This is a genomic window from Bombella sp. ESL0378 (assembly GCF_009725845.1).
GTDB classification, from domain to species: Bacteria; Pseudomonadota; Alphaproteobacteria; order Acetobacterales; family Acetobacteraceae; genus Bombella; species Bombella pollinis.
Window position 1 is genome coordinate 37,091 of record NZ_WNIF01000007.1, and the last position, 20,749, is coordinate 57,839.

22 protein-coding genes are annotated in these 20,749 nt (G+C 54.8%); 13 read left to right on the forward strand and 9 right to left on the reverse strand.

Annotation, left to right across the window (positions count from 1 at the left end):
• Positions 1–97 precede the first annotated feature (97 nt).
• From GM556_RS05385 to nadC, 10 genes are all read left to right on the forward strand, one after another.
• Complete coding sequence (locus GM556_RS05385; RefSeq protein ID WP_155579503.1) at positions 98–526, forward strand: hypothetical protein; 429 nt, start codon at positions 98–100, stop codon at positions 524–526.
• A 58-nt stretch (positions 527–584) separates the two neighbouring features.
• Positions 585–1,328: an ATP-binding cassette domain-containing protein gene (locus tag GM556_RS05390; RefSeq protein ID WP_155579504.1), complete on the forward strand. Its 744-nt coding sequence runs from the start codon at positions 585–587 to the stop codon at positions 1,326–1,328.
• Positions 1,325–2,185, forward strand: a complete 861-nt coding sequence (locus GM556_RS05395) for a hypothetical protein (RefSeq protein WP_155579505.1) — start codon at positions 1,325–1,327, stop codon at positions 2,183–2,185. The genes GM556_RS05390 and GM556_RS05395 overlap by 4 nt, the downstream gene beginning before the upstream one ends.
• On the forward strand, positions 2,182–2,829 hold the full coding sequence (locus GM556_RS05400; RefSeq protein WP_155579506.1) for a YdcF family protein: 648 nt from the start codon (positions 2,182–2,184) through the stop codon (positions 2,827–2,829). Before GM556_RS05395 ends, GM556_RS05400 begins: the two co-directional genes overlap by 4 nt.
• A gap of 76 nt (positions 2,830–2,905) precedes the next feature.
• Positions 2,906–3,661 (forward strand): 1-acyl-sn-glycerol-3-phosphate acyltransferase, encoded by a 756-nt coding sequence (locus GM556_RS05405; RefSeq protein WP_155573729.1) that lies wholly within the window; start codon positions 2,906–2,908, stop codon positions 3,659–3,661.
• 170 nt (positions 3,662–3,831) lie between these two features.
• The gene (locus GM556_RS05410; protein WP_155579507.1) at positions 3,832–5,052 is read left to right on the forward strand and encodes a hypothetical protein; all 1,221 of its coding nucleotides are present in this window, start codon (positions 3,832–3,834) and stop codon (positions 5,050–5,052) included.
• Positions 5,052–5,909, forward strand: coding sequence for an NrtR DNA-binding winged helix domain-containing protein (locus GM556_RS05415; RefSeq protein WP_155579508.1), 858 nt, complete (start codon positions 5,052–5,054; stop codon positions 5,907–5,909). Before GM556_RS05410 ends, GM556_RS05415 begins: the two co-directional genes overlap by 1 nt.
• Positions 5,910–6,004: 95 nt before the next feature.
• The gene (gene nadA / locus GM556_RS05420; RefSeq protein ID WP_099027029.1) at positions 6,005–6,991 is read left to right on the forward strand and encodes a quinolinate synthase NadA; all 987 of its coding nucleotides are present in this window, start codon (positions 6,005–6,007) and stop codon (positions 6,989–6,991) included.
• Between the two features lie 11 nt (positions 6,992–7,002).
• Positions 7,003–8,466, forward strand: coding sequence for an L-aspartate oxidase (locus GM556_RS05425; RefSeq protein ID WP_155579509.1), 1,464 nt, complete (start codon positions 7,003–7,005; stop codon positions 8,464–8,466).
• A gap of 13 nt (positions 8,467–8,479) precedes the next feature.
• The gene (nadC, locus tag GM556_RS05430) at positions 8,480–9,349 is read left to right on the forward strand and encodes a carboxylating nicotinate-nucleotide diphosphorylase (RefSeq protein WP_155579510.1); all 870 of its coding nucleotides are present in this window, start codon (positions 8,480–8,482) and stop codon (positions 9,347–9,349) included.
• A gap of 9 nt (positions 9,350–9,358) precedes the next feature.
• Here the strand turns inward: nadC and gloB are convergent, their stop codons facing one another.
• Entirely contained in the window at positions 9,359–10,069 is a 711-nt protein-coding gene (gene gloB / locus GM556_RS05435; RefSeq protein ID WP_155579511.1) for a hydroxyacylglutathione hydrolase, read from the reverse strand.
• A gap of 142 nt (positions 10,070–10,211) precedes the next feature.
• Between gloB and GM556_RS05440 the strand changes: the two genes are divergently transcribed.
• Both GM556_RS05440 and GM556_RS05445 read left to right on the forward strand, forming a co-directional pair.
• A complete protein-coding gene (locus GM556_RS05440) occupies positions 10,212–10,889 on the forward strand; it encodes a phosphatidylserine decarboxylase (protein ID WP_155579512.1) in 678 nt (225 codons plus the stop codon).
• A gap of 10 nt (positions 10,890–10,899) precedes the next feature.
• Positions 10,900–11,766, forward strand: coding sequence for a phosphatidylcholine/phosphatidylserine synthase (locus GM556_RS05445; RefSeq protein WP_099026770.1), 867 nt, complete (start codon positions 10,900–10,902; stop codon positions 11,764–11,766).
• On the opposite strand, the gene GM556_RS05450 is transcribed toward GM556_RS05445, so the two are convergent.
• Positions 11,682–12,200, reverse strand: coding sequence for an NADH-quinone oxidoreductase subunit B family protein (locus GM556_RS05450; protein WP_155573589.1), 519 nt, complete (start codon positions 12,198–12,200; stop codon positions 11,682–11,684). The genes GM556_RS05445 and GM556_RS05450 overlap by 85 nt on opposite strands.
• An 87-nt stretch (positions 12,201–12,287) precedes the next feature.
• Between GM556_RS05450 and GM556_RS05455 the strand changes: the two genes are divergently transcribed.
• The gene (locus GM556_RS05455; protein WP_155579513.1) at positions 12,288–13,250 is read left to right on the forward strand and encodes a diacylglycerol kinase family protein; all 963 of its coding nucleotides are present in this window, start codon (positions 12,288–12,290) and stop codon (positions 13,248–13,250) included.
• Here the strand turns inward: GM556_RS05455 and GM556_RS05460 are convergent.
• The 7 genes from GM556_RS05460 to GM556_RS05490 are packed head-to-tail and all read right to left on the reverse strand — an operon-like array spanning position 13,224 to position 20,643.
• Positions 13,224–14,660: a hypothetical protein gene (locus tag GM556_RS05460; protein ID WP_155579514.1), complete on the reverse strand. Its 1,437-nt coding sequence runs from the start codon at positions 14,658–14,660 to the stop codon at positions 13,224–13,226. The two genes, GM556_RS05455 and GM556_RS05460, sit on opposite strands and share 27 nt — an antisense overlap.
• On the reverse strand, positions 14,657–15,913 hold the full coding sequence (locus GM556_RS05465) for a hypothetical protein (RefSeq protein WP_155579515.1): 1,257 nt from the start codon (positions 15,911–15,913) through the stop codon (positions 14,657–14,659). Before GM556_RS05465 ends, GM556_RS05460 begins: the two co-directional genes overlap by 4 nt.
• Positions 15,913–16,446 carry a hypothetical protein gene (locus tag GM556_RS05470; protein ID WP_155579516.1) on the reverse strand — a complete coding sequence of 178 codons (534 nt, stop codon included), beginning with the start codon at positions 16,444–16,446 and terminating at the stop codon, positions 15,913–15,915. Before GM556_RS05470 ends, GM556_RS05465 begins: the two co-directional genes overlap by 1 nt.
• Positions 16,443–17,306, reverse strand: coding sequence for a hypothetical protein (locus GM556_RS05475; protein WP_155579517.1), 864 nt, complete (start codon positions 17,304–17,306; stop codon positions 16,443–16,445). The genes GM556_RS05470 and GM556_RS05475 overlap by 4 nt, the downstream gene beginning before the upstream one ends.
• A gap of 11 nt (positions 17,307–17,317) precedes the next feature.
• Positions 17,318–18,616: a hypothetical protein gene (locus GM556_RS05480; RefSeq protein ID WP_155579518.1), complete on the reverse strand. Its 1,299-nt coding sequence runs from the start codon at positions 18,614–18,616 to the stop codon at positions 17,318–17,320.
• A gap of 8 nt (positions 18,617–18,624) precedes the next feature.
• The gene (locus GM556_RS05485) at positions 18,625–19,116 is read right to left on the reverse strand and encodes a DNA polymerase III subunit chi (RefSeq protein ID WP_230873301.1); all 492 of its coding nucleotides are present in this window, start codon (positions 19,114–19,116) and stop codon (positions 18,625–18,627) included.
• Positions 19,117–19,131: 15 nt separating this feature from the next.
• A complete protein-coding gene (locus GM556_RS05490; RefSeq protein ID WP_370513603.1) occupies positions 19,132–20,643 on the reverse strand; it encodes a leucyl aminopeptidase in 1,512 nt (503 codons plus the stop codon).
• Positions 20,644–20,749: the final 106 nt, after the last annotated feature.

Sequence of the window (20,749 nt, forward strand, 5' to 3'; positions counted from 1 at the left end):
GGATATAATATGAGACGGTTGCCACGCACCTATCCCACCTCTACTCTTTTTATCTCATGTTCTGCTTCATTGTCCTACAGGAAGGTCCCAAATATTCATGAATACATCACCCTCACCACTACACCCCCCACGCCATGACCGTCTTGCTGCTAATGCGCGTACCCCTCAGCGGGGCCTTCCTATCCTAGGGCGTGTTGTACTGACCGTGATCTGGGCAATCTTCCATTTCATCTTCAGTTTCCTCATTCAATTGGCAGAACTTTTTGCCCCTATCCTCCTCATCATTGGTGTGGGCTGGTCGCTCATCCCGCATCTCATTGCTCTCGCCAGTGCTAATCTCGGCTCCCTAACCGAGGACCCGCAGACCCATGATATCGTCAACCATATTTCTCACACACTTCCCAACCAACTCGTCATTGCTGGGCATCTCTTCACACCACATAGCCTGATTATGGATGGCCTATTGCTTATGGCCCTTGCAGCGGCCTCCTCCACAGCAACAGCATGGTTAGCACGGCGTCTCTAAGGCTTTACATTATCATGCGGGTTATACAATCGCCCTCACTTCATGGGTGGGATAAGGTATGATTACACTCCATAACCTCTCCCTCCCCACAAGCCCGGCCCTCATACAAGGGGGACTGCAATCCCTCTCCCTTCAACTCCAACGAGGGGAGGCTTTATGGGTCGTTGGGCCAGCCGAATCAGGCAAGACAGCCTTGCTGGATGCCTTAGCCCTGCGCCGCCCTGTTACTGGTTCTGCAACTATTTTAAATGAGCCACTAAGCCCGCACTTTCCCGCCCGCACGCGCCAACGCTTACGCCAGCGCATTGGCTATATTGATGCAAATCCCCTCTTTATGGACCGCCTCAGCCTTGCCGATAATATCGCCCTCCCCCTAGAGTTGGCCCATTTTCGACATGCTGAAATCCAACGCGAGACGGAGGCAATTCTGCAATGGTTCGGCCTACAAGACCATGCACAGGCCCTCCCAACCACACTGAGCCACACAACCCGCCTCCGCGCTGCATGCGCACGTGCCTTAATTACCCATCCTTCCTTGATTTTAGTCGATGAACCAGCGCTCACCCTATGCCCAGAGCTACAAGAGCATCTTTTATCCACCATAAAAGACCTCGTCCAAAACGGAGCAACGGCCCTCTTTGCAATACGCACGCGCCCGCCGGAAGTCTCCTTCCCAGAGGCCACCCTCACCTTGCCTTATAATCCCCCTGCCCCCACAGAAGGCGAAAAAGAGGAAATACCTCCCTCTCTCTTTGCCCCGCTTACCCCCATGGCTCCTACCTATGAAGGACGCTTTTCATGACACGTCTTGCCCGTGCCCTCTCATGGCCAAGCAGTTGGTCACTCCTGATTGGTGTATGCCTTCTTACATGGCTTTTAGGCCTAAGCCTTGCTCTGCCTTACGGGACAAGCCGTGCAACGCACCAATGGGAGGAGCAAGCTACATCTTATGTCGTCATCGCCTTACCGCAACAAAATGACAAAATTGATGCGCTACAACATGCTGTGTCTGCCACCTTCCCCGGCACAGAGGTAACGCGTCTTTCGGAGCAAGAGGTTGCACAAACACTTGCTCATTGGTCCACACCATGGCCGGGCCCGCTCCCTACCCTCATCACTCTCCATTATCGGGGGGACATCGCCATGCTCACCACACTAGCGCAGCGTTATGAGCCTGATGCGATGGTCATCCCACCACCACATCAGCTTGAGAAGCTCGCGCCATTTTTAGCGAATATCCGCCAAACAGCTTGCCGCATTGCGCTCGCTATGGGCGGCGCTATTGCCTTTATCGCCCCAGCCTTATTGTACCTCATGGCACGCACGACCGCCTTCGCTAATGCTCAACAACGCCTCTTGCTGCTCTCATTAGGCGGTAACCCCACCACGCTGCATCATATATTTGCGCGGCGTCTTGCCCTCATCTCCGGTCTTGGGAGCCTCATAGGCATAGCCCTGCTCCTGCCGACCTTCATAGCCCTCACTAGGGCATTACGCCCTCTCCTGCGTCTGCCCCCCCTTACAGACCCACTCCATTTTACAACCCTGCTTCCCCCTATATTATGGGGAAGTCTAGCCCTTTTGCCGGTCCTTATAATGTGCCTTAGCGGGGGCCTCGTTTACCTGCTTTGCCGCATGCAGGACCGCACAACATCATGAAGCAAGCCCTCGCCATAATAGGGCGCGGCTGTTTTGCCGTGGCCACTATCGTAAGCTGGGTGTTGATTGGCGGGTTTGTCTATTTTTGTGCCGATGCACTCCGCCCCCCGCCGGACCTCCAAAACATCCCTGCGGATTGTGACGGGATTGTCGCCCTTACGGGAGGAAAGAACCGTATTGAAGCCGGGATTGCGCTGCTTAAACAACAACCACAACGCTTACTGCTTATCTCAGGCGTCTCACCGCATACGGAGCTAGGCCATATCCTCTCTGCCACAGGGACAGGACCACTCCCACCTACTTTAGCCCAGCATATCAGCTTAGGCCACCAAGCGGTAACCACCATTGGCAATGCGTGGGAGACAGCGCAATGGGCTACGCAAAAGCATCTCCATCATCTCATCATCGTCACAGCGGGCTATCATATGCGCCGCTCTTTGTTGGAGTTCCACGATATTGCCCCACAATTACGCTTAACCCCTTACTGGGTGCAGCCCCCTGCGATGAGTCCGCCATTGCATTTCCATACGGTTCTCCTCATGATGAACCAATATAGCAAATTAATTGGGGCGTTGCTCCGCGTTATAATTTTACGCCAAACAGACTACGCCCAAGAAGGATTCCGCCCGCCCCCACCTTCATAATCTGCTCCTTACGTGATGAGGGATGCATATTTCCCTTGCTCTAAAGGGAGATTCTACGTCATGAACAAGAATCATGATGAGTTTCTTACGCGGCTTTTTGTTTAATCTCTATTTGTTGGTCCTCACCCTCCTTATGGGGGTTGTGGCCTTCCCTATCCGCCTGCTCAACCGGCGCGATGCGGCCCTTGCTTACGCAAAACTATGGTCGCGTGCCGTCTTATGGGGGTTAGAGCGGCTTTGCTCTATCCGCATTGTCATTACAGGGCAAGAGAATCTGCCTGATGGCCCGGCTTTAATTGCCTCCCAGCATCAATCCTTCTTTGATGGATTTGTGTGGATGAATCTCGTCCCCTTACCTGCTTATGTCATCAAAAAAGAACTCACCTCCATCCCCCTTGTTGGCCCTATGCTTGTGTTGAGCGGGATGATCCCCGTTAATCGCGCAGGTGGCTCCAAAGCTCTGCGTGGGATGATGGAGACTGTTGCCAAAGCCCAAACAGCAGGGCGGCAGATTATCATCTTCCCCCAGGGTACGCGCACCCAACCCGGCCAGACAGCTCCCCTCCAAAATGGTGTGGTCGCTCTTGCCCGCCAAGCAACAGCTCCTATCATCCCTGTTGTTACAAATTCGGGCCTATTTTGGCCTCGCTCCCCATGGCGGAAATATCCCGGCACGTTGAAGGTCATCATCGGCCCGCCTCTTTCCCCCACAATGGCAGGGCGCGCTTTAATACCAGCTATAACAGACGCATGGACGCACCTTTCCCAAGAGCATAACCTTCCCCTAAGCCCTGTGGAAAACTCTGTGGATGTGAAAAGCTCCCCTTCATAATCAGCGTCATAGATGAAGTAATGCCCCTTGCCAAAATAAAAGGGGCATCCTTACATAACATCATGAAATATAAACTTTTTTGTCAGATTCATGCCTCTCCTTCTCCTTTTCCACAGCAATCCACAACCAATAGATTGCTGTATAACCCCTGACAAAGAGGCTGGGGACAAATGAACACCCCACCTTATCTTCATCGCTATTTCAAGAAGCTCTACCCGATACGGCCTTCTTGGCGAGCGGTGCGTTTGCTCTGCTATGGTCTCATCGCGCTTCTACTATGCACTTGGGGGTTATATCACCGTACACAGACCATCCTCTCCCGCCAGCTTGACCAACTTGCTGTGCAATCCCTGCCCTCGGATGGACCAGACCCTACGCTAAACATACGCCTCTCCCGCGCTAAGGGCTGGCCTTTTGGCGCGTGGCGGGAGCTCTCTGGCGTTTCCTTCCATACTCATCTGAATGGGGCGGATGTTGTAGGGGCGACCGCGACCCTCATCCTCGGAGGCAATTGGCTAGACTGGGCGCGGACCATCACCACGCAAACCAAACTCCCCCTCCGTATGCCACAAAGCACCATTCTACGCCTCGTGCGTAATGGGGAAAGCTTGACATTACGGCTTAACAAAACGCGCTTGCTCATCAGCAAAAGCATGATGCCCTGCCCTGCTTTAACGGCGCGCTGCCACAACCACACAATGCCCCTCTACCGCGCTTATTTTCATATAGCGCAATTAGAGATCGCCGCCTCGCATCTTCCTTATACCGTAACCCTATCGCGCCCTACAGGCAGTATTCGCTTCGCCCCGCAATCCCTCGTAAGGCCAGACCCTGCTTTACAAGATAGAGCCCTGCTCTCCGCCTCTATCACAGCAGAGCGTTTATCCTACCCCGATACTATGCTCAAAGAGTTCGACATCACGCATTTACGCACTCAGTTTGCCCTTTTACCCAACCTATATTCTGCTGCGTCACACACACCCTCCCAAACAGCCCAACCCAATTTACTCCTCCGCTTACGCTTACATGAACTCAGCGCGACATTCCGCCCCCTCGCTGCTAGTGAACAAAACACCCCACCCCCGCATCTCTCCCTTGGGGGGACACTCTATGTTCCTTCATTCTCTGGGGTCATATCTGTCAGCCTAACAAATTGGCAAAGCCCGCTACATCTGCTCATACAAAGCCAATGGTTCCAACAAAATGTGCCGATGAGCTTACGCTCTCTATGCCACGAGCTGATGACAAACCCACGGATGGAAACCTTAGCCACCCGCCCGCTTACTGTGAGTATCCCGCTCGACCATGGCGTACCCCCTGGTTTATCATCCTCCTCTACGAGGCTACATTCCCTCGCAGAGCATTTACGCAAATTAGACCCGACCCCTTGATGACATACCAAACCCTCTGCCCGACTGACCTCATCACTGTTTTAATGACCCTCGGCCATGAAGCCCCTCATGTCGCATTATTACGGCATGACCAAAACACCCCCACTTTTGAAGAAAGCCATCACTCCCTCCAACAAAGCCTATGCCATTGGGCAGAAACCTTAACACACTGCCCGATTGGCTATATGGAGCAGCTTTATACCTTCAGCTCCTTTCCCATGCAGGGGGCGATACCGCATATTCACATTACTTATCTCGCCCTCAGCCCCAGCCATCCCCACGCCTGCCACGGCTCCCTCTATCAACATTTCCCGTGGGAGGACCGCCGGAGTGAAACGGGCAATGCTCAACTTGCGCAATTCATCATCGCTATTGAGCAATGGGCCACACACCACCCAGACCGCCAAAGCCGCATCGCCCCCGCCTTTGGGCTATATGACCTGCCCTGGGATGATACACGCGTCCTAGAACGCTACGAACTGCTGTGGGAATCCGGCCTTGTGCCACGCACACTCCCTACAGCACACACCACACCACACGGGGATGACCGCCGCCTCCTCGCTACGGCTCTTTCCCGCTTGCGCGCCCGCATCCGCTATAGCCCTGCAGTGTTTGAGCTCCTCCCTAAGGCCTTCACACTCTTACAACTCCAACAAGCGATAGAAACACTCTCTGGCCGGTTTATGCATAAGCCAAACTTCCGCCGCCTTGTGCTGCATCAAAACCTCGTGGAAGAAACCGGAGCTTATGAGCGTTTTACTGCTGGACGACCTGCCAAGCTCTACCAGTTTCGCCCTGCGGCAATGGCCTCTTGTTACCTGGGGTCGGCCTTCCTCCCCATAGAGGCAGCGCATTAATCACACCATAAAATCCTATAAAACACTTGCAAGGAAGCTATTGCGCCCCCTATTATGCTCATAGTGAGTATAAATCATATAAGGACCTCTCCATGATGCAGGCCGTTGCTACGTCTCCCTCTCGTGCGGCGTTATACAGCCCTGTGGCCTCTCTTATGGCGCGGCAGGACTGGGAACGGCTCTTTGCCGAGGATATTGAGGCGATCTTAGAGCTCAAACGCAAACATAATGCGGTCATTCTCGCTCATAATTATCAAACGCCGGAAATCTTTCACTGCGTGTCCGATATTCGTGGGGATAGCTTAGCCCTTGCTCGTGAAGCCCAAAATCTGGAGCAAGATGTCATCATCATGGCTGGTGTTCACTTCATGGCTGAGACGGTCAAGCTGTTGAACCCTACAAAAACCGTCCTCATCCCCGATGCTTTGGCGGGGTGCTCCTTAGCTGAAGGCATCACAGCAGAAAATGTCCGCACCTTGCGGGAGCGTCACCCCGGTGTGCCCGTTGTAACCTATGTAAATAGCTCCGCCGCAGTAAAGGCTGAGACGGATGTTTGCTGTACCTCTGGCAATGCGCGGCGTGTTGTGGAGAGCCTCGGCGTGCCAGAAGTCATCATGATTCCCGATGAGTTCCTCGCACGGAACATCGAGCGGGAGACGGGCATTAAGATGCATACATGGTCCGCCCGTTGTGAGGTGCATGAGCGTTTCACCCCGCAGGAAATCCGCCAATATCGGCGTATGCATGGCCCGCTCCATATCATCGCCCATCCAGAATGTTCCCCCGATGTTGTGGCTGAGGCCGATCATGCAGGCTCCACTGCCAGCATGATGGACTATATCGCCCAACATAAGCCCGAAAAGGTCATGCTCATCACCGAATGTTCGATGAGCGATAATCTCGCTGCGATGCACCCACAAACCAACTTCATCCGCCCCTGTAATCTCTGCCCGCATATGAAGCGCATCACGCTCAAAAATATTCGTCAGGCCCTAGAGACCATGAGCACAGAAGTCACCATCCCAGCCGACCTCCAAGCCCCGGCGCGCCGTTCAGTCGAGCGCATGTTGGCCATTAAGTGAGGGCACGTCCCATGCAGGGAGATAGCCTCTCCCGCTATGCTGGCTGGCCCATCATCATCGGGGCCGGTCTGGCGGGGCTTATGGCCGCGTTGGAGCTTGAGGAGCCATGCCTCATCCTCGCCCCCAGCTTCACAGGGGAAGGCACAGCCAGCACCCTTGCCCAAGGAGGCATGGCCGCCGCTATTGGCCCAGAGGATAGCCCCGCCCTCCATGCCGCAGATACACTCAAAGCCGGGGCAGGCTTATGTGACCCCGCCATGGTCCAGCGCATCACCGAGGCCGGGCCGCACGCTGTTGAAACGCTGCTCCGCCTTGATGTCCCCCTCGCACGTGATGAGGCAGGTCAACTCGCCCTGCATTTAGAGGCCGCCCATAGCCGTAAGCGAATTGTCTTTGCCGGGGGCGACCGTAGCGGGCACGTGATGTTGCATCACACACTCCAAGCCGCCCGCAAAAAAGAGACCATCCATTGGCTTGAAGGCACGCTAGAAGAGTTTTACGCACCTGATGGCAGCCTCCAAGGGGTATGGAGTTCCGCCGGGTTTATCCCAACAGGCCGGTGTATTTTAGCCAGCGGTGGTTGCGGCGGGTTGTATCAACATACCACCAGCCCATTAGCAAATCGTGGCATTACACTCGCTCTTGCCGCTCAGGCAGGGGCCACATTACGGGATATGGAGTTTACGCAATTCCACCCCACCGCTCTTATCGCAGCAGAACCCACGCACCGCCTCGCCCTCATTAGCGAAGCCGCACGCGGGGCGGGAGCCGTACTGCGTTTGGAAGATGGTTCCCGCTTTACAGAAGAACTCGCCCCGCGCGATGTTGTTAGCCGTGCTATCGCTGCACAGCTCCAGCAAGGCCACCGCGTGTTTTTGGATGGCCGCACCCTACCGGGCGGGGCCTTTAGTGCGCACTTCCCCGCTATTACGCAGGCATGTCACGCCGCAGGATACGACCCTGATAACCAAATGCTGCCTGTTCAACCGGCCATGCATTATCACATGGGCGGGCTAAAGGTGGATCATAAAGGCCGGACCACGCTTCCCGGCCTCTGGGCCTGTGGGGAAGTGGCCTGCACGGGGCTACATGGGGCCAATAGGCTCGCCAGCAATTCGTTGCTCGAGGCTCTCTTATGCGGGCAATGGGCAGGGCAGGATGTCAATGCGTGTGTAGCAGATGCGTCCCCTACCATCGTGGCCACACCACCCTGCCCTACCGCCTCAACGGATTGGCCTTTGCGGGTGGAGATGCAGCATCATCTTGGTATCCTCCGCACCCGTGCAGGGATAGAGCAACTCTTAGAGCGGACCCTCCCTCTTGCACGGCATAATCTATGTGCCCTTACAGCCTCTTTCATCGCGTGGGGGGCTTTGCACCGCCTAGAGCAACGCGGCGCGCATTGGCGTGATGATGCCCCCGGCCTCCAACCTGCCCGCCATTATGACTGGCACTTACACGACCTCCCCTTATAAAACGGATTTCCTCATGGCTCTTGAAACTCTCTTTCTGCCCGACCTCCTTTGGGAACCTGTCATTACCACCGCCCTACGGGAGGATTTCGGCACGGGGGGCGATGTAACGACCCAATCACTCCTTGCCGGGCAACCATCCTTACGGGCCAGCTTTGTTGCTCGGCAAGCAGGACGATTAGCCGGTCTCCCCGGTGCCCGCTTGGCCTTCTCCTTGCTAGATAAGGACACACGCTTCATCCCGCTCAAGCAAGACGGTGACCACATTGCAAAAGGCGATGTCCTTGCCGAGGTAGAAGGCCCTGCTAGTGCCGTGCTAGGGGGTGAGCGCGTCGCCCTTAACCTCCTCTCTCACCTTAGTGGCATTGCAACCATGACAGGGCAGATTGTCGAAGCCGTTGAGGGTACAGGCGTGCGGGTATGCTGCACACGCAAAACACTCCCCGGCTTACGCGCTTTGCAAAAATATGCCGTCCGCGCTGGTGGGGGGAGCAATCACCGCCATAGGCTTGATGATGCGATTATGCTCAAAGATAATCACCTTGCCCTTTTTGGCAGCACCATTCCCGCAGCCCTAAAAGCAGCACGCCAACGGGCTGGGCATCTCATGAAGATTGAATTAGAGGTCGACTCCCTCGCTCAACTGGCCGAGGCCCTTGCATGCCCTTATGGGCCGGATGCGTATTTGCTGGATAATATGACACCGGACATGCTGCGCGAGGCTGTGCGTATGGTCCAAGGCCGCGCTATTACCGAGGCTTCCGGCGGGATTACACCAGCTACAGCCCGTAGCATGGCAGAAAGCGGGGTGGATTGTCTCTCCCTCGGCTGGTTGACCCATAGCATCACCGCCCTTGATATTGGGCTCGACATCACCACCGCCTAACCCCTTTTGTTAGAATTGGTCCTTCTGCTGTCGTAACTGCGCTAAGGCCTCTACCGATGGAGCGGTAAGGAAAGGGTTTGTCTGCCGCTCTACCCCTAACGTTACTGGGACAGATGGCCGCCCAGCCTCGCGCAGACGGGCAACCTCCGCCACACGCGCCTGAAAGGCAGGGCTATCCTGCCCAAGAGAGGCGATGAACTTTAAATTACCCTGCGTATATTCATGACCGGGGCATAACATGGTCTCATCAGGGAGGGCATCAAACTGCCGAAAGCTTTTAAAAAGCTGCTCGGCTGTGCCCTCAAAGAGGCGACCACTCCCCCCGCTAAAGAGCGTATCCCCACTAAAAAGGGCAGGATGCTCCCCTTCTAGCTCATAACAAAGATGATCCAGCGTATGCCCCGGCGTTGCAAAAACATGGAAGCTCAGCCCCGCTAATGAGAGCTTCTCCCCACCCTTTAGGGGATGATCAATCTCGGCAATATCAGCGGGACCATAAATGGGCGCATGATAACGCTCCCGCAATACCGCCACCCCACCGATATGATCATTATGATGATGCGTTAATAAAATGGCAGCGGGAGGCTGCTCTCCCAACAAGGTCATCACAGGGGCTGCCTCGCCGGGGTCAATCACCACCCAAGGCATGATCGCACTCTGACGCACACACCACACATAATTATCTTTAAACGCGCAAAGCGGCTTAATCTCTACCGTCATAAGGCCCTTACCTCTCCAAAACCATCAGCCCTTAAAATGGATGTCGCCTCCCTAGGTGACAACACCCGCTCCACCATTGTTTTATGCAGCGTACCTCATAGAAAGACTTGACCCACCCGATAGGTGACGTATGAGTAATGATATGTCACTTATCAAATCATTCAAACTCGTTCTTGCGCCGCCCCACCGTGCGGCTACTCCATTCCTGACAGCGGGCCTGCTGACAGCCATTCTCGGGCGGCTGACACCGTGGCGTCTCACCCGCGCGATAGGCACGGCCGGATTCGCCTTTACGGGATTCTGCCTCTATTTCTTCCGCAACCCACGCCGAACATCCCCACAGGGGGATAATCTCGTCCTCTCTAGTGCTGATGGTCGCGTAACGGGCGTTTCTCTTGTTGCGCCTCCAGCTGCTTTGGAGATGGGCAATGCCCCCGTATGGCGGGTTTCTACCTTCCTCTCTGTCTTAGATGTCCATGTAAATCGTATGCCCGTTAGCGGGACTGTCTCTAAAATTGCCTATCATGCAGGCCGGTTCCTCAATGCCAGCTTAGATAAAGCCTCCGAGCATAATGAGCGGAACGAGCTGCGTATTACACTTGATGATGGCCGTCAGCTTGCCGTTGTCCAAATTGCTGGCCTCATCGCACGGCGTATCCTCTGTAATGTGCAAGAAGGTGAGCGCGTAAAAGCGGGCGAGCTTTTCGGTCTCATCCGCTTTGGCTCCCGCACGGATATCTACCTTCCCCCCGGCATCACCCCTGAAGTCTTAGAAGGGCAGACGATGATTGGTGGTGAAACCATCATCGCACGGCTCTAACGAGTTCGCCATGCAAAAACCTACATCTGGTAAAATCATGGTCCGCCGTTACCGGCGCAAACGCCGCCGTGTTCATGGCCGTTCCTTCAATCGCCTAGTGCCGAACATCCTTACCATGCTCGGCCTCTGCGCGGGGCTAAGCGCAATTAAGTTCTCCATGACGGGGCACTTCACCCACGCAGCAGCGGCTTTGCTCATCGCCGCTTGTATGGATGGGCTAGATGGCCGCATTGCCCGCCTCTTAAAAGGAACATCCCGTTTTGGGGCGGAGTTTGATAGCCTTTCGGACTTTGTGTGTTTTGGTGTCGTCCCGCCTTTTATCCTCATGCTATGGGCCTTACCTGCGACAGAGCGGCTCTCCTTCATCCCTTTCATTTTATTCACCGTGTGCATGGCCTTACGCCTTGCACGGTTTAATTCTGCTTTGGATGATGATACCGCGCCGGAATATGCCGCTAACTTCTTCTCCGGTGTGCCGGCTCCTGCCGGGGCGGGACTTGCACTTTTCCCCGTCTTTTTAGGGTTAGAAGCCCATCGCAATCACTTAGAGGGGGTTGCTCGTTTTGCTCACTCCCCGTGGTTGGCCGCTACCTGCTTGATTGTAACGGCGTTCCTCCTTGTCTCGACCTTGCCTATTTGGTCGTTTAAGAACTTTAAGGTCCCCTCCCGCTATATTCTACCTATGCTGGTTGGCACGGGTGCTTATGCGGCTATTCTGATTGCAGAGCCTTGGGGGGCCTTAGCCGCTGCGGGCATAATTTACCTTATTATGATCCCTCTCTCACGCCGTTCTTATTGGCGGCTACGCCGCGAGGCAGAGGATTCTTGGGAGACTGTAGAGGATGACCCGCCCTCTGCTAATTCCACCAAGGCGTGAAGAATAGCCTCTGGTGAAGGCGGGCAACCGGGGATAGTGCTATATACACGGCTAAGGGCAGCAATCCCACCTAGCGTTGTGTAGTTACTTCCCCACAGCCCGCCATTATAAGCGCAATCCCCTATAGCAATCAGGCTGCGCCCGGGGGGCATAGCCTCCCATGCGCTAGCTAATCCCCCCGCGCTAGAGCGCGTCACTGCCCCTGTTACGAGCAACCAATCAGCATCTTGAGGATGTTGTACGCGCTCAAAGCCACTCCCCTCCAGCGGATAAGCACTCCCCCCCAGAGTGATCAGCTCCATCGCGCAGCCTTCACAACTGCCTGTCTCTAACGTAAAAAGACGAATATCTCGCCCGCCACGCCGCTTAGAGTGGGGCCGCCATTTTTGTACATCCAGAAAAGCAAGGAGCATTGTCAATGGTGCTGGTTGCATGATCTAGTCGTACTCCTTCAAAACAGCGTATAAGATTATCCTATACACCGAAAGGCCATCTCTCCCCAAAAGGAACTCTCTAGCCTTATGAACCCCTCATCTCGCCGCCATATTTTGCTTATCGCCAACCCTATTGCTGGCCATTACACAAAAGAGCGACTCACACATTTTGTCGAGCAGTTGGAGCAAACAGGCTATGATGTACAGGTGGAACTCACCCGTGCCCAAGGCCATGCGGCGGATATTGTGCGAGCTTATTTAGAACGAGATGAACAAAACGTACCAGATATCATCATCGCTGGTGGCGGCGATGGCACCATTGCTGAAATTGCTCAAGCGATGATGAAGGCCTCTTGCACCCTTGCCCTTTGGCCTATCGGCTCGGCTAATGTCCTAGCACGCGAGCTTAATATCCCCTTTGATGATGCCGAGAATGTAACCCTCCTCGCCCGTGGCACGCGCTGTAGCGTCTGGCCGGGGCAAATAACAACAGCGGACAACACAACCCCGACCCTGTTCCTCCAAATGGCAGGGGTCGGCCTTGATGGATGGATTGTCCAGAATCTTTCACCCGTACTTAAAAAACGCATAGGGCGCACAGCCTATGTTCTTACAGCCTTACAGCTTGCTATCTCCAAACGGCTTCCCCCCTTCAAAACGCGTGTAGATGGCGTCTCTTACCGCACCGTTTTAAGCATTATCTCCAAAGGGCGGCTATATGGGGGGCCTTTTGCGCTTTTTCCTCACAAGCTCCATCGGCAGCCTGCTTTTTCCGTCCTACTGCTCCACCGGCTTAACCCGTTGCTCATCATCTGGCATCTCATCATGATGCGCCTCAGACGGAAAACATATTCCAACACTGCTTTTACCATCCTCACAGGGGAGAAAATCACCTGCGACCATACCAGCCCTATCCCCGCCCAAAGTGATGGGGACTTCCGCGGCACCACGCCACTCCAAATTACTAGCGCACCAACCCTTTTAAAGATTATCGCTCCCCCCCAACCACGGGAGCCTTCCCTCTCAAAGCGCAATAGCGGCAGGCGATAAACCTAGGGATGCTAACATCACCCCTAGCTGCTCTGGCGATTGCCCCTCCAACACGAGGCCCAAAATAGCCAAAAGTGGCAAAGCCGGGTCGCGTATCTGTATCTTTGTAATACGCCCCGCTTCAAGCTGAAGATGATACCAAACATCCCCGCGCGCGCCCTCTGCGACCCCAAGCCCTTCATCCGTCCGCGGGATGACATTCCCGTCCCGCTCCTGCCCAAAGGACGCCATAATCTGCCCTATAATACGCAACGATTCCTCACATTCTGTCATGCGTTGACGATGGCGCGCCCAAGCATCACCCTCATGCCGTACCGCACCGCCTAAAGCCTGCACACGCATGCCTTCATCCATGAAGCGAAAATCTACATATCGCCCGCTAGCTCGACCAACCGCACCCCCTAAAGCGTAATCCCACGCCAAAGCTGTCGGAATAATAGCAATATTCTTCAGCCTATTATCAAACAGTCCCATAAGCTGTTTTATCTGTATAAGACGAGGCCGCAACATTGATGATAAAGCCTGCATGAAAGGCAAAATCTCTCCCCCCTCACTCTGCCCTTCTAGTGTGATGCTATTGGTCAAACGCCGAGAGAAGCCATAATCCGCGCATAGAGCCGCTAGAGCTTCCCGCGTATGCTCACATATGCTTGCAAGCAAACCCGCACCCACGTGTTGCGCTGTTTGGCTGAGGTCAAAAAGATGCACCCCGATGCGCTCTACCTCCAATAGAAGGAGCCGCCTATCCCGCTCATATGGGTTAGGGCGGCGGCCTTCAGCTTGCTCTATGGCCCGTATAAATGCCAAAGGATGCGCTACAAATCCGCTCGCTGTGATGCGGCTTATCAGCGGCAATGCCTCTTGGGGGGACAACCCCATCAAACGGGAAAGCACACCGCGATGCCCAGCGGCAATCTGCACCTCTATTTGCTGCATCGCACCTTCAGAGAGGGCATAATCAATCCCCAGCAAACCCGGCACTTGCGTCTGTGATGGCTCCATCCGGCAGGCAGGCAACGGCTGCCCCATACCATCAGCTACAGGCAACGGATGAGCCGCTAATGGTGTTATTAGAGACCAACTCCCATCATCAAGCGCAGGACTATCATCCCGAGCGGACCATGCTTCTACCCCCCATAAATCCCGCGCCATGCGCTCGCCCCATTGTGCTGCGGGAAAATAAGGCGACACAGCTTGATAATGTCCCTGCTCTATAGCCGTACTCACCAGCAAAGGTTGCTCCCCCGCACATAGGAACAAAGCTGTTGCCCAAGACTCATCGGCCCAAAAGGCCAATAAAGCCACTCTGCGCTCATTTTGTTGGAGGAAATGCAGCCAACCTGCCGAGGATACACGATAATGGAACAGCCCTACCCGTTCCCCTCCCTCTAAAATAGGGTCCTCCATCATCGTCCAACCCCTCTCACCATTTGAATGGCTGGCTCTGGCATAAGCCCCATAGCGAGCAGAGCAATCCCCAACAATGTTAAGGCCCCTAACAGCACCAATAACAGCCTTATAAGGGTATCATGCCATCGCCACACCGCTAAGAATGTTTGCGGCAAGCTCTCCAGCTCCAACCCGCGCAGCCCCATACAAAGGCAGATAAACAGCCCCACGCAAGCTGCCCTCCCTAATGATGCCGCTAGCACAATAGACACCATCATAAGGAGAGGGAGCATCATCTGCATGGGTAAAACCGTTAACCCTCCGGGGGGTAGTCTGGTATAACCCGCCTCGCCTCTTATAACCGCCTCCCTCTCGCACACCACACGCAACGATGCGGCGAGTAAAACTGCGCTATAGAGCCATAAAAGCACCAGCCTTTGCCCCGTCCCCGCCGCAAGTACAGCAAAGCCAAGCACCCATGTTAATGACGGTACGCGCCCTTGCTTTCCTAAAACCACACTCCCGAGGGCTAAAAGCCCAGCAAGTACCATCAAAGACCGTGCCAGTGGGGTCACCATCACCAAAGGCAGCAAAAAAAGCGGAACAAACCGCAACCCGACATCCAACAATGCCAACTCTGCCCGGCTAGAAGCCCTATGGCCCAAGCCTGCCATCATGCACAACCCGGTTAAAGCGAACACCTGCCCGACCTGCAAAGCCGTGTCCGCCGTGGCAAAAACGCTCCCCCCACGCATAACCATCAGCCCCACACTGGCAAGCACCACACCGCTTAGCCGTAAGCGCACCACCTCCCATGCAGGCATAGCGCGCCGCGTGGCACGCCCATCCCACCATGCCAGTAAAACCGTCCCGGCAGCATCAAAAAACAGCGCAGCTAAAGGCGGGCGCAATAATAACGCCATAAAAATACAACCCGTCACCAAGAGGGGGACATACTGCTCCATCCCCGCACGAAAAGACGCGCTATGTTGATCATTTAGAGAGTGCGCCTCGCCCTTACGCCCAGCCAAAATAATGACAGCTATGCAGGCTTCCAGCCCCAAACAAACCGCTTGCCCCCAGCTTATATGGGAGGAGCACCCTAGCAAAGCTAGCGTACTCAACCCCGCGCCAAGCCACGCCATGGCCCCAGCTTCCTCTGGTCGTTTTGCGGCCCAAAGCACCCACACCACCAGAAAAGGCCAACAAAATAACCCTAATAAAATAGGTGAGGCGAATAAGCCCGGCGCAAAGGCCGCAGCGGCGAAGGCCATTAATCATCCCCCACACGCCACCACGCTAAACGCGGCAGCAGGACCAGAGCCAAAAACACCAATACACCCCACAGGGCTAACCCCGTTACAAATACGCCCCAAGACGGCAAAAGACTCGCCATAACCAACAGCCCATCCACCGCCATAGCAAGCCCGCAAAATTGGGACAGAGCTTCTCCACATACCGCTGCACATAACCCCGCTAGGACCAGCCCGATGCCAAATGTGGGGACCAAACCCAATCCTGCTCCAAAAAAGGCCAATACAAATTGCAATAATAGCGTCAGCACCACAGGCAAAATCTCACGCCCACCGTTAGAAACACGCCGCTGCCCAACAGTAAAATGCCGTATCACGCCCCATAGCAATAGGTTCGCGACAGGTAAAACTATAACAGCTAACCCAGCGATCCATCCCGTCCCTGATGTTCCAGCAATCGCCGCACATACAACGCCATAAAGCGGCAACCAGCGACCATCCCGCCCTAGCGACATCAATAACAAGACCAAAGCGCATGCAAATCCCGCCATCATACGGCAAATCGTCCCGCCAAAGCCATTAAGCCTGCTAGGCCAAGTAATAACGCAACAAAATGACGGTATCGGCTCAGCCCCGTAGCCCGCCCTATGATGATAAGGGCTGCCCCGCCCATAAACCGCCCAATGAAACCGGCCACACTTCCCAGCCCTTCTAGCCCGAATAGCACCGGTAAAAGACTATCCCCCACAAGCAGCACCCAACCTAGACGATAAAGCTCTAAAATCCTCTGTTTTTGGTCACGCTCTGCACGGCTAGGCGGCCAAGCCTGCTCTATCATCTCAGCAGCCAGAACCTCACGGCGCGGCACAGGGGTGAGGAACGCCAATGCCACAGCACAGCATAAAGCTGTCCCTGCCAAACTAGAGCCGGGGGCGGCAATAAGGAGATGATGCACCCCCAAAAAACCCGTCACGCCCGGTGCAGCAAGGACGAGAAAAGATTCCATCAAGCACAGAACAAACCAACACCGCACCACTTGCCCAAAATAAGAAGGCGCAGCCCATAAAGCCCCCGTTAAAATAAAGCTCCCCACCAAAAGCGGGTCTGCAAGCCATGCCCCTACCAGCCCTAAGCAGGAGGGCATTATAAAAGACATCCCCGCCAAAATAAGAAGGGCTAACAGGGCAAGCGTCAGCATCAACCCGCTTTCTACATCAATACCGTGCCGTAAAATCTCCCGCCCAAAATGCCCGAAACGCCGATAACGACTACCCAATGGGGCTACTGCGCGCCCTACCAAAAAGGCTGGAACATCCTCCATCACCCAAACCATAAGTGGCACTACTGCAAGCAATGCCACACTTTGGCACACAAGCTCTAACCCTAGGCGCACGCCATCTATAAAGTATGGCATAATAGCGTTCTTCACTGGGCAAGCCCCAACATAACCAAAACGCCACCCAAAAAGACCAGCCAAAAGACAGCACTAGAATCCCGCAACGGGAGAGATGATAAAAGTGCGCGGCCAGATGATTGCACCACGCCTATATGCTGCTGCCCTCGCACGACCAAGCGTTTTATAGGCCATAAACGCAGCGGGGGAGCCTGCATACCTACCGCTAATACGTCCATCCTAATACGCGACTGCCACGTCTTAACATGCCCGCGTGAGAGGCCCCGCCACACCACAAATAATGCCAGCCAGAAAAGAGGGAGGGCTATCATGCTCCCATCCCCACCGGGGAGACGATAAAACCACGCCCCTCTATGACCTGCTGCACCGGGCATCCATTGCGTCACAAACCCACATAGGGATGGTAAAAGAGCCGCTATGATAAGGCCTATCCCCCATTCCACCCGCTTACATGGTTGAATAGAGGCAGCCTCACGGAGGCTAACCATACCATCCCCTAATGATAAGCCCATCACCATAATGGCTAGAATACACCCTATCACTGCCCAGCCTTCGGTTCCTCCGCTCAAACCCAATGCGGTATGCAACCCCATCCACCCAACAACAAAGCCCGGCAAGGGTGGAGCGGGGATGCTCAAACACACAGCAAATGGCCAAATAGCCGCGATAGTTTGGCAAGTTACATCCAACAGCAAGGCGCAAAATGCTGTTTCTACCCCTATTGATAGGCCTTGCTGGCGGGAGATTTCCATAAGACCTAAAAGCATTAACGGCCGCAGCAAACGGCAAGAGCGTAACAAAACCTCCCAATCGCGCCCTAATTCTACTAAAAGGCCTATCGCTACGAGGGCAACACTCCCACCCAGCCATAATAATGGATGAGCTGATGCGCCCCCATGACCCAACCCTATAAGCAGCACTATCGCTACAACCTGCCCTACCCGGCTCATCTGCGCTTGGCCTGCCGCCCAAAGGCACAAGGCCATCAACCCCAGTCCGCCTAGCCCGGTTGGAGAGAGACCATACCCTAATAACGCAGGTACCCCCCATATAGGGCGAAAAGCCGCCCCACCGCCAAAAAAGAGCAGGGCTAGAGCCACCAAACACGCCGCAGCCCCCGCATGCCCAACCACCCCCAAAGCGGCAAAGGCCATGAGGAACCCCGCCATATGGCAGCCCCCTTGCCGCCATGTAACAACAGGAACAGACCGCCATAACCCACGGACAAACACGCGCACAGCCCCATCACCACAAAGCAATAGGGCTAATAATGCCAGCAAGCAGAGCAAAAAGGGATCATGAAACGGCATAGACTATTCTACCCCTTCTTCGCCCAACCTTTGGCCTGCTGCTGCCAATAGGTCATGCCGTAACCGGCTTGTTTCAGGCTTTTCCACCGCTGGCGTGCTTGCTGAACCGCTTGCTCATCACGACCATCAAAGAGGTCGAACACACGTTGAAAACCTACCAAATCGCCATCCCACGCCCCGTTGAGCCGAAAGAGGAACGTCCCTTCATTCGGTCGCTCGTCAGACTCTGTAAGCCAGATGGGTTGGCGATGTGCCTGGCCTGTTTTTGCATAACCATGCGGGAGCCACATCAAGGGAGGGACTTTCCACAACACTTCATCCAAGGCCTTAACCTGAGCGGCATCCTCACAGCGCACAACCGCCCGCGCCCCGCTCTCTAAGGTGCGTTCCAACAAAGCGGGTAAGGCTTCCTCCAAAGTGGTGCGGGTAAGGTGGTAGAACCCGACCATCGCACGCTCTGGCGGCGCGCTCTCACCCATCCCCTCCGCCTGATGCTCCATAACGCGTCCCTTACCTTATGACGCTGTATCGCTGTAAAGCTGAACAAAGCGGTCCAACAGACGCACCCCAAAGCCGCTCGCCCCCTTAGGGGTTAAAGCTGTTGCTTTTTCAGCCCATGCCGTACCGGCAATATCCAAATGCGCCCAAGGAGTCTCACCGACAAAGCGTTTGAGGAACTCCGCTGCCAAGCTAGAGCTACCCGGCCGGCCACCGATATTCTTCATATCGGCAATGTCGGAATCAATACGCCGGTTATAAGCAGGCCCCATCGGCATACGCCATAAAGCCTCTCCTGTTTCATCCCCTGCTTTCGTTAAAGCCTGAGCAAGCTGGTCGTTATTGCTAAATAAGCCGGCAATATCATTCCCCAACGCTACAACGATGGCCCCGGTTAGGGTCGCGAGATTCACCATCAGCGCAGGCTTATAAGTTTGGCGCGTATAAGAGAGGAGGTCTGCTAAAACAAGGCGGCCTTCTGCATCCGTATTCAGCACCTCAATGGTCTGGCCACTATGGCTTTTAACAATATCACCCGGACGTTGCGCCGCACCGGAGAGCATATTCTCCACCAGCCCAACAACCCCAATGGCATTCACTGCGGCCTTACGGCGGGCTAATGCGCTCATCACACCCACAACGGCAGCAGCCCCGCCCATATCCATCTTCATCTCATCCATCCCCGCTGCGGGCTTGATGGAAATACCGCCAGAATCAAATGTCACGCCCTTACCGATAAAAGCCAGCGGTGCCGTCTCTGCTTTAGCGGCCCCCTGATAGCGCATAATCACCGTAAAGGGCGGTTGCTCACTGCCTTGTGCTACACCCAACAAAGCCCCAAAGCCGAGGGCTTCCATCTGTGCGCGGTCCAGCACTTCAATCTCCAAACCAAGGGCGGAGAGCTCCTGAATCCGGTCCTTAAACACGGCCGGCGTTAAACGATTTGCAGGCTCATTAACGAGGTCACGCGTAAGGAACACACTTTCCCCTAAGCCTTCCAGCTCGGCCCAACGTGCCTCAAGCTCCTTTATCGCCCCTGTGGAGGGCACAACGATGTGAAGTACCTTAAGGCTTTGCGGTTTTTGGCTCACTGTTTTGTAACGGTCAAACCGATACCCCCCCAAACGAGCACCTAAAGCAAGCTCCGCAGCAAGAGAGGCTTGCTCTGCCTCGACCAACAAGCTGGCCTTATCCGCTTTAATTTTACTATGGGCTAAAAGACGCAGCGCATTGCCTCCTGCCAACTGCATCGCCTGCGCTGTTGTTTGAGGCTCATCATCACACGGGGCACAACCGATGAGATGGAATTGCGCTATCGAGTCTTCTGGGGCGATGAGGCTAACACTCTCCCCCACCTTCCCCGCAAATGCCCGCAAAGAGGCCGCTCGCACTAAAGCCCCGCCTAACATCTTATCATAATGCTGAAATAACGCGCCCTTGATAAACTCTGCCCCATGGCACAATAACAACGCAGAAAGACCGGCTTTATCCTGCCCTTGTCGCTTTGTGGTGAAAGAAATAGTAAACATCATGCCCCTACCTAAATCATTATCTCTCAAAACTGGCCCGCCTGCCCCCTATGAGACTAGGACGAAGACCCTTATTCCCCTCTTATATCAGAGAAGAGGAGAAGTG

What these genes read in the sequence shown, in the direction of transcription:
- GM556_RS05385 (WP_155579503.1), top strand. Translation starts at nt 98, where the DNA reads ATGAATACATCACCCTCACCACTACACCCCCCACGCCATGACCGTCTT.
- GM556_RS05390 (WP_155579504.1), top strand. Translation starts at nt 585, where the DNA reads ATGATTACACTCCATAACCTCTCCCTCCCCACAAGCCCGGCCCTCATA.
- GM556_RS05395 (WP_155579505.1), top strand. Translation starts at nt 1,325, where the DNA reads ATGACACGTCTTGCCCGTGCCCTCTCATGGCCAAGCAGTTGGTCACTC.
- GM556_RS05400 (WP_155579506.1), top strand. Translation starts at nt 2,182, where the DNA reads ATGAAGCAAGCCCTCGCCATAATAGGGCGCGGCTGTTTTGCCGTGGCC.
- GM556_RS05405 (WP_155573729.1), top strand. Translation starts at nt 2,906, where the DNA reads ATGAGTTTCTTACGCGGCTTTTTGTTTAATCTCTATTTGTTGGTCCTC.
- GM556_RS05410 (WP_155579507.1), top strand. Translation starts at nt 3,832, where the DNA reads ATGAACACCCCACCTTATCTTCATCGCTATTTCAAGAAGCTCTACCCG.
- GM556_RS05415 (WP_155579508.1), top strand. Translation starts at nt 5,052, where the DNA reads ATGACATACCAAACCCTCTGCCCGACTGACCTCATCACTGTTTTAATG.
- nadA (WP_099027029.1), top strand. Translation starts at nt 6,005, where the DNA reads ATGCAGGCCGTTGCTACGTCTCCCTCTCGTGCGGCGTTATACAGCCCT.
- GM556_RS05425 (WP_155579509.1), top strand. Translation starts at nt 7,003, where the DNA reads ATGCAGGGAGATAGCCTCTCCCGCTATGCTGGCTGGCCCATCATCATC.
- nadC (WP_155579510.1), top strand. Translation starts at nt 8,480, where the DNA reads ATGGCTCTTGAAACTCTCTTTCTGCCCGACCTCCTTTGGGAACCTGTC.
- gloB (WP_155579511.1), bottom strand. Translation starts at nt 10,069, where the DNA reads ATGACGGTAGAGATTAAGCCGCTTTGCGCGTTTAAAGATAATTATGTG.
- GM556_RS05440 (WP_155579512.1), top strand. Translation starts at nt 10,212, where the DNA reads ATGTCACTTATCAAATCATTCAAACTCGTTCTTGCGCCGCCCCACCGT.
- GM556_RS05445 (WP_099026770.1), top strand. Translation starts at nt 10,900, where the DNA reads ATGCAAAAACCTACATCTGGTAAAATCATGGTCCGCCGTTACCGGCGC.
- GM556_RS05450 (WP_155573589.1), bottom strand. Translation starts at nt 12,200, where the DNA reads ATGCAACCAGCACCATTGACAATGCTCCTTGCTTTTCTGGATGTACAA.
- GM556_RS05455 (WP_155579513.1), top strand. Translation starts at nt 12,288, where the DNA reads ATGAACCCCTCATCTCGCCGCCATATTTTGCTTATCGCCAACCCTATT.
- GM556_RS05460 (WP_155579514.1), bottom strand. Translation starts at nt 14,660, where the DNA reads ATGATGGAGGACCCTATTTTAGAGGGAGGGGAACGGGTAGGGCTGTTC.
- GM556_RS05465 (WP_155579515.1), bottom strand. Translation starts at nt 15,913, where the DNA reads ATGGCCTTCGCCGCTGCGGCCTTTGCGCCGGGCTTATTCGCCTCACCT.
- GM556_RS05470 (WP_155579516.1), bottom strand. Translation starts at nt 16,446, where the DNA reads ATGATGGCGGGATTTGCATGCGCTTTGGTCTTGTTATTGATGTCGCTA.
- GM556_RS05475 (WP_155579517.1), bottom strand. Translation starts at nt 17,306, where the DNA reads ATGCCATACTTTATAGATGGCGTGCGCCTAGGGTTAGAGCTTGTGTGC.
- GM556_RS05480 (WP_155579518.1), bottom strand. Translation starts at nt 18,616, where the DNA reads ATGCCGTTTCATGATCCCTTTTTGCTCTGCTTGCTGGCATTATTAGCC.
- GM556_RS05485 (WP_230873301.1), bottom strand. Translation starts at nt 19,116, where the DNA reads ATGGAGCATCAGGCGGAGGGGATGGGTGAGAGCGCGCCGCCAGAGCGT.
- GM556_RS05490 (WP_370513603.1), bottom strand. Translation starts at nt 20,643, where the DNA reads ATGTTTACTATTTCTTTCACCACAAAGCGACAAGGGCAGGATAAAGCC.